At 43.4% G+C, this 7,069-nt stretch carries 9 protein-coding genes; all 9 read right to left on the bottom strand.

Annotation, left to right across the window (positions count from 1 at the left end; genetic code table 11):
* Positions 1-388: 388 nt before the first annotated feature.
* The 9 genes from csrA to tpx all read right to left on the bottom strand — a co-directional run bounded on the left by csrA (position 389) and on the right by tpx (position 6,877).
* The gene (gene csrA, locus HMPREF0083_RS09120; protein ID WP_021620960.1) at positions 389-652 is read right to left on the bottom strand and encodes a carbon storage regulator CsrA; all 264 of its coding nucleotides are present in this window, start codon (positions 650-652) and stop codon (positions 389-391) included.
* Positions 653-663: 11 nt separating this feature from the next.
* Complete coding sequence (gene fliW, locus HMPREF0083_RS09115; protein WP_021620959.1) at positions 664-1,137, bottom strand: flagellar assembly protein FliW; 474 nt, start codon at positions 1,135-1,137, stop codon at positions 664-666.
* Positions 1,138-1,175: 38 nt separating this feature from the next.
* Positions 1,176-1,745 (bottom strand): DUF6470 family protein, encoded by a 570-nt coding sequence (locus HMPREF0083_RS09110; RefSeq protein WP_021620958.1) that lies wholly within the window; start codon positions 1,743-1,745, stop codon positions 1,176-1,178.
* Between the two features lie 19 nt (positions 1,746-1,764).
* Positions 1,765-2,937 carry a flagellar hook-associated protein FlgL gene (gene flgL / locus HMPREF0083_RS26320; RefSeq protein ID WP_051354598.1) on the bottom strand — a complete coding sequence of 391 codons (1,173 nt, stop codon included), beginning with the start codon at positions 2,935-2,937 and terminating at the stop codon, positions 1,765-1,767.
* 13 nt (positions 2,938-2,950) lie between these two features.
* The gene (flgK, locus tag HMPREF0083_RS09095; protein ID WP_021620956.1) at positions 2,951-4,456 is read right to left on the bottom strand and encodes a flagellar hook-associated protein FlgK; all 1,506 of its coding nucleotides are present in this window, start codon (positions 4,454-4,456) and stop codon (positions 2,951-2,953) included.
* Between the two features lie 181 nt (positions 4,457-4,637).
* A complete protein-coding gene (locus tag HMPREF0083_RS09090) occupies positions 4,638-5,147 on the bottom strand; it encodes a flagellar protein FlgN (RefSeq protein ID WP_021620955.1) in 510 nt (169 codons plus the stop codon).
* Positions 5,148-5,191: 44 nt separating this feature from the next.
* Positions 5,192-5,452, bottom strand: coding sequence for a flagellar biosynthesis anti-sigma factor FlgM (flgM, locus tag HMPREF0083_RS09085; protein ID WP_021620954.1), 261 nt, complete (start codon positions 5,450-5,452; stop codon positions 5,192-5,194).
* A 354-nt stretch (positions 5,453-5,806) separates the two neighbouring features.
* The gene (locus HMPREF0083_RS09080) at positions 5,807-6,232 is read right to left on the bottom strand and encodes a flagellar protein (RefSeq protein ID WP_245191329.1); all 426 of its coding nucleotides are present in this window, start codon (positions 6,230-6,232) and stop codon (positions 5,807-5,809) included.
* A 126-nt stretch (positions 6,233-6,358) separates the two neighbouring features.
* The gene (gene tpx / locus HMPREF0083_RS09075) at positions 6,359-6,877 is read right to left on the bottom strand and encodes a thiol peroxidase (protein ID WP_040302198.1); all 519 of its coding nucleotides are present in this window, start codon (positions 6,875-6,877) and stop codon (positions 6,359-6,361) included.
* Between the last annotated feature and the right edge of the window lie 192 nt (positions 6,878-7,069).

Raw genomic sequence — 7,069 nt, 5'->3', positions numbered from 1 at the left:
CAAACGGGCGTCGGTTCGTCTCCCACACGGAAGCGTAGCAGGCCGCTTTTTGCCCCAGCCAGACGGGACCGCAAAACATCTAGGTAGACGCGAAGAGGGAGACAGTTGCTGTCCTTTTTCGCCTGACCGGGGCAACCGCTTGGGGAGGGAGACGAAAGGCCTTGTTTAAGGTCTTGTTTGTGTCCCATTGTGGTGGCCTTTTTTCTTTCTGGACAATCAACACCCTTGGTATCCATAGATGGATAGAAAAGAGTGATGCGTACGGCGTGCACCTTCTTTCTTCCACCTTATTGATAATCAATAGGCGTGGTGAAACATATATGAGTTAAATACGGAAAAAGAAATAAACAAGGTCGAAAACATTAAAGACAAAACATAAAATAATAGATTATTCCCGATCCGATTTCCCCTCTATCTTTACTGCATTCCTATCTACAATTCCTTTCAGTAATTCGAGGTTTATTCCTTTCGCCTGACCGGCGATCCGGTTTTCCGTCTGGATCGCATCATAAATTTCCTTGCGATGAATTTCAATATGTCGAGGAGCTTCAATCCCGATTTTTACCTGGTCCCCGTCCACGCTTACGATTTTGATGCTGATATTATCCCCGATTACAATGGATTCACCTGCTTTTCTGGCCAGTACTAGCACTTTTCCATCGCCTACCTTCCCTGCTCCGCCGTTTGGCCTTGTCTGCTGACAGTCGTTTCTTTATCAGAGAAAATAGGCTGACGTACCGAATAGTTGGTTTTCTCGAGAACCAGCTGCATCCCCTTACGATTCGTTGTATTTAATACTATCGGGGCCACCAGATTTACAGTAGAATCATGGAGAGGATCACGCAATACGACAATCGAGTAACTTAAAACATTCTCCCGGTTTTTGATTTCCAGTTGATCGAGTACATAGTCAGGCAAGGCAAATTCATAATCAGCAAAAAAGCGGAACGGATCGATTAAGAAGAAGTATAAATCCCCCTGTAGGGAATGCAGTACAGTAAACGGGCTATCCTGTACCTGCACCAGCAGGAATTCCCGTTCATTTGGAAAACCAGGAATCCCCTGTTCAAAAGTGTACACTTCCGTTGCTTCATATTCCAATGTACCAAATAAATCGGATTCCATCTTTAAAATCATGATGAGACAAACTCCTTAAGGGCTAAGCCCGTAATTTCTCAATACTCTATATTTAAGTTACCACCAATAGATTCAAAGTGAAGCTCATTCTTTTTCTGAAGCGTATAAGAAATTCTGCCCCGTTCATAATTATGTTGGAAAGGTCGGTCCTGAACATTAATCATTGTACCGCCGATTTTCCAATCCATCCTCGTCTCGCCAGGAATGCACTCTATCCTCAAAGAGAAATTCCTTGGCACATTCCCGTATTGAAAGCTATGCTGAGGAAGAAGGTGATGCCCCATAGCCAGATTGCGAATGACATTGCCACCGTTCTCAATCGCGCCTAACTGAGCCCCTTCCAGCACCGTTTTCTCGATATAGTTCAATACCTGTCGTTTGGCGTCCGCTGCTGCTTCCTCATTGCGACGAAAAATGTGCTTCATGTCCATGTCTGCCCAACATTCGCTCTGATCAATCGTTAATCTGGGCGGCACATATTGTACGTTCATCTCTGCAGGTGTCTGCTCAATCAAAACTTTTGCCTGGCCTGGTTCAAAACTATAACGCGGTGACTGTACGTCCCAATCTATTTTTGCAAATGTTTGATTGATTTCAAGTCGAGGCATATTCAAAGTTTACCCCTCCTTAACGAAGGAAATCAAGTAGTGAAGGCTGAATAATACGCGCTCCGGCGGCTAAGGCGGACCGATATACATACTCATTATTCTGTAAATCTATAATTACCCTTGCCGGATCTGCATCTTCATTCATAGACATCATATCCTCGATGCTCTGGCTTTGCGTCTCAAGTCGATTCTGGATTATCTCAAGGCGATTCATGCGCGCTCCAATTTCAGATTGCACCTGTAGAAAGTTATCGATGTGATTTTGAATTGTATCCAAGTATCCAGTTAACTGCTTGCCATCTGCCGGCTTTTTATCTTCCTGAGCAGGCAATCGAACATATCCATCCTTAGATGTATCACTCTTATCGAAAATCTCAATTTGGAGCGGATTTTTTGGATCATATCCTAGCGCCTTGCCGTCTGCTATCTTTTCAAGTGGACGATGATCGGGATTGGCTGGATCATATAGAGCAACCTTGTTATCTGCGTCAACAATTGGGTTTCCATCTTTGTCAGCAGCTAATCTTCTTCCATATTGATCGGTAATATACTCTGATGGTTTGAGTTCTTCAATCAGCTTGTTCATTAACTCGAACAAGTCAGTCTCATATCCCCTGTTCTCCAGTTCTTCCTTGGTCATATTGCCTTTTTGTTGTCCGAACAATTGAATCCCATCTACATTAATCGGCAGTTGGACTGAAGGAGAAACTTCCAGGTTGATATCTGTTCGATTTTTATTTTGATACGCTCCATCTTTAAATGGGGGAATATCAGTATTCGTGCCACCAAAGATGTAATTCCCATTCAATGTGGCATTGGCCACATTCCCCATTTGCTCGCGAAGCTGAATAAGCTCCTCCCGTATTTTCTCCCTATCTGCCGGATTGAGAGTGTCAGTGGCCGCTTGCGTCATCAAGTCTTTTACACGTACTAATATATCTTTTCCTTCATTTACTGCTGCTTCCGATTCTTTCAACCAGTCTATAGCATCATTCGCATTGTTGTAGTATTGCTTATTTACGGTTAAGTTGGTGCGATACTGTATACCGAACATGGCAATAATCGGATCGTGTGAAGGCCTTGAAATTTTCTTGCCAGTAGACATCATATCCTGAAGTCGATCCATCCGAATTAAACTATTGTTCAAATTACGTAGCATCGTATTGTTTAGCATATTTTGTGTAATCCGCATACCGTATTCCTCCCTATCTGCCAACAAGTCCCATACCGTTTATGATTTTATCAAGCACTTCATCTGCTACAGTAATCGAACGTGCCGCCGCATTATACGCATGCTGAAATCTAATCATATCGGCTATTTCCTCATCTGGTTGAACACCGTAGATGGATTGACGTCTATTCTCTACCTCCAATAATAAACTGCCTGTATTGTCCCGCATCCGTTGTGCTTCTCTTGACTCTAGCCCTAGTGTGGTGATAATTCCTTTGGTATAGCCATCAAAAGAAGATTTCTCTGTGCCGATCTGAATCGTATTATCGGTCTTTAAAGCGAATATTGCTAACGCATTTTTGTTGTCCCCTTTTCCAGGAGCAGTTCCATCCGGCTCGTTTTTACCAGCTGCTATTTTGTTGACCGACTTTATAATATCAGGATTGACAACCATGTCTGCCGCGTTTTTTGGGTTACCTGGAGGATCGTCCTTACTGACAAAGAAAGGCACACCCTCATCTCCATTTAAATCAATGCCCTGTTGATGTACTTCATTAAGCTTTTCAGCAAATGTCGTAGCCAAAAGGTTGATTCTGTCCAGGTACCCTTCCACAATTTTATCCCTTGATTCAAATAGCCCGGCCATATCTCCGGAAGCAAATTCGACATCAGAATATGTTTTAGTTGGAGAACCAGCCTGCGTGAACTGTACCTGTAACTTTCCGCCCTTATCCACTGCTTTTACTTCCAAGCCTTCTCTGCCAGAAATAAGCGGAATTTCTGTAACTGCTGTACCATCATCGTCATTGGCTTTTGCTTTTAACTTCACATCAACCATACCCATTCCGTCTTTTGAAGGAGTTACATCAATGTCTATCAGTTTTGAGAGCTTATCCAGCAGTAAATCACGTTGATCGTATAGGTCATTCGGTTCGTACCCATGTGGAACGACATCTGCAATTTGTTCGTTTAATGCTGTAATTTGCTTGACATAGGAGTTAATCTCATCGGCCTTTACACCAATATCCTTATTTAGGTTGTTTTTCATCTCGTTCAAAGAATCGTAGACATATTTGAAGTTATCCGCCACCGCAATGCCATTCTGTCGTATAGCTTCACGGGCTGACTTGTTCTGCGGATCGGACGCGAGCGTATGCCATGCTGTCCAGAATTCATCCATCGTATATTGAAATCCTTTGTCCGACGGCTCGTTTAAAATAGATTCGATTTTTCCAAGCGTATCAGACTTCTTCTCATAGTATCCGAATTTCTTATACTCTCCACGAAACTGTAAATCTAAAAAACGTTCACGTAAACGTTCAATCGAGCTTATCACAACGCCTGTACCCATCTGACCTGCCTGGCGGGCATTCGTCAGGGCAGGATATGGATATGGTGACGTTGCCTGCAAATTCACTCTTTGGCGTGTATAGCCTTCCGTATTAGCGTTCGCAATATTATGACCTATCGTATTCAGTGCACCTTGATTGGCAAACAATGCACGTTTGCCAATCTCTAACGCTGAAAATGCTGATGGCATCCCAAATCTCCCTCTTCCTTGTTAATCTATTTTAATGACTTGCTATATTTTAGTGGTACGAAGTAAGAACAGAAAGAAGAAATCAGAGGCTGGAAAAAGAACGCTCCTCCTCTTTTTCTATCTTTACCAACCCTCGAACCGTTTACCGAATGACTATCAACTGTTAATCATTAACTGTCATTTACGCCTTACTATCAAAAAAACCGTGGGATGGCTTCGTATACGGATTCGGACGCGAGGCTTTCTGTGTATTCTGATACGTCGGTTCCTCAGACGGTGCCGTCATCTCTTCGAGCGTAAAATTCACAAATTCCAGCGACTGTTCGATCAGCTTTTGATTCAGATCGTTTATGGCTTTCAATTCAGCGATGATGTCGCCTAGCTTCTGCTGACAGGCAGATAACGACTGCTTTAGCTCCGGTTTTTCGGTCATCTCTATCAAATCGCTGAGATAGCACGTCTCCTTGCGAATGCCCCGCTGCATTAAATAGAGCGAGACGTGTTTCTCTCGCTCTAATTCAAGGGATTGGATGGCATTGATGCAGCGAGATTCGAATTGCAGGATGCGGGACAATTCATCAATATTGCCCTTAATAAGCACATCTTTCTTATGCCCGGCCAGCTTCAGCATTTTTTCGTGCTCAACGATCAGCTGTTCCAGAATCTCAACAATGGTATATAAATCACTCATGTGTATGTCACCATCCGGTATTTATCTTTCGTATACGCCGCGGTTTATATGCCTTTCTTCAGCAATGCTTCCGCGATGTCTTTCGTATCGACATGATATGTTCCTTCTTGTACCTTCTTTTTCAATTCAGCAATGCGCTCGGCGCGTTCGGCTGTTGTCTCCTGTGTACGCTGAAGCTCCAGCGCCTCATTGGAGATTTCCAGTTGATCGCGGCCTTTTCCCTTCGCCTTTGCTTCGTCCTGCTTCATTTCTTGCTGGCGATACGGGTTGATTGGCTGAATTTGATTTGGCCTTTCGACTCTCATCGTGTGTCACCCCCCGTCTTTTTTATAGTTTGTATGCATATTCCTTATTCTTTCCTCATCCTTTATCGGTTTAGACTATATGAATTCTACCTCGATCCAATAAGCAGTAAAATCCCCACTTCGCTTATGCTACGTAAAGAATAACCGCCTCTAAAATCCCGATAAGTGCAATTAACTATCAATGAACGATGAAAAAACGCTCACTGTTTTATGAAGGCTTTACTTTATTACCTCCGACTTTCCATCGACTCAAAAAGAAAATGCCGACTACTCGTTATTAAAGTAATCGGCATTTTTGACGGAAATTTTAATGTTTTTCTTTAAGGACTACTAGCAACGCCCATGAGTTCTTCTTTACTCATCGCGACCGCTTCTGTATAACGCCGATCGTTCACGCTTCTCCTGGGCCTTTTCCTCCCGACGTTTCTGCTCATCTTCCTTCATGTAGCTGGCGATCTTCTTCAGATTACTTGTACAATGAGCACACAGCGAACCGGCTCTCAAAGGCTCGCCGCAGCTGCGGCACGGATAGCTCATATTAGGGTTATTGTCGATGCTTAATCGTCCTTCCAGAATAAACATCGTAATCTGATTTACCGACACACCGGTCGCTTCACTCAGATCGTGTACGTTGCAAGCCCGGTTCTCCTTCTTCCGCATGAACTTATAGCACTTCTCATACTCCCGATCGATTTCCTTTACGCAGTCAGGGCATACATTCTGCCGGACTTTATGGAATAACTTCTTGCATCGCGGGCAATTCATAACGTCAAATGACAATAGGCCCCTCTCCCTTCGCTCAAACAACGGATGCTCTCCGTCTATTTTACCGCATATTCCATGGGATTCGGGACCTATTTTTAAAGTTTATTGATTCTTTATTACTATACGCTGCTCATCAGCAAATTACTTTGCTGCTTCTTTTGCCGCTGCGATCGCTTTATCATAGTCTGGATGATTGGTCGCTTCGGATACGTACTCAACATACGTTACTTTGTTGTCAGCATCCAATACGAAAATCGCGCGTGCCAACAGACGAAGCTGTTTAATCGCTACGCCAAACGCTTCACCAAAAGAAAGATCGCGGTGATCAGACAGCATTTTCACGTTCTCAATACCTTCCGCTCCGCACCAGCGTGCTTGAGCAAACGGCAGGTCTACGCTTACTGTCAATACTTCTACACCATCCAGTTTAGCCGCTTCTTCATTGAAACGGCGAGTCTGTGCTTCGCATACGCCTGTATCAATAGAAGGAACAACGCTGATTAAGCGTACTTTTCCTTTGCCATCATTCAGTGAATACGGTTGAAGACCTTGTGCGAGCACAGTGAAATCTTTCGCCGTATCGCCCACTTTCACTTCTTCTCCAATCAGTGTCACCGGATTGTTTTTAAATGTAATTGCACCTTCTCTTTCAACTGCCATATACGTTCCCTCCAATTCAAAAGTGGGTATTCTCTTCATTCATTCTAGTAAAGATTCTTCTAAATTACAACATGTGCATGCTGCTAATGTGACAATTAACCCTTTTTCTTTGTTATATTATCCAATTTCACCCTTGTCGTGTAAAACTAACCATACATATTTTACCACGCCTGTTGATTATCCATAAGGTGG

It is taken from the genome of Aneurinibacillus aneurinilyticus ATCC 12856 (assembly GCF_000466385.1).
GTDB lineage: Bacteria > Bacillota > Bacilli > Aneurinibacillales > Aneurinibacillaceae > Aneurinibacillus > Aneurinibacillus aneurinilyticus.
This window is presented reverse-complemented; position numbering and strand designations above follow the sequence as displayed.

Excerpts from the sequence above, each read along its gene's own strand:
- fliW (WP_021620959.1), bottom strand. The coding sequence starts at position 1,137 with ATGATTTTAAAGATGGAATCCGATTTATTTGGTACATTGGAATATGAA.
- HMPREF0083_RS09110 (WP_021620958.1), bottom strand. The coding sequence starts at position 1,745 with ATGCCTCGACTTGAAATCAATCAAACATTTGCAAAAATAGATTGGGAC.
- flgL (WP_051354598.1), bottom strand. The coding sequence starts at position 2,937 with ATGCGGATTACACAAAATATGCTAAACAATACGATGCTACGTAATTTG.
- flgK (WP_021620956.1), bottom strand. The coding sequence starts at position 4,456 with ATGCCATCAGCATTTTCAGCGTTAGAGATTGGCAAACGTGCATTGTTT.
- HMPREF0083_RS09090 (WP_021620955.1), bottom strand. The coding sequence starts at position 5,147 with ATGAGTGATTTATATACCATTGTTGAGATTCTGGAACAGCTGATCGTT.
- flgM (WP_021620954.1), bottom strand. The coding sequence starts at position 5,452 with ATGAGAGTCGAAAGGCCAAATCAAATTCAGCCAATCAACCCGTATCGC.
- tpx (WP_040302198.1), bottom strand. The coding sequence starts at position 6,877 with ATGGCAGTTGAAAGAGAAGGTGCAATTACATTTAAAAACAATCCGGTG.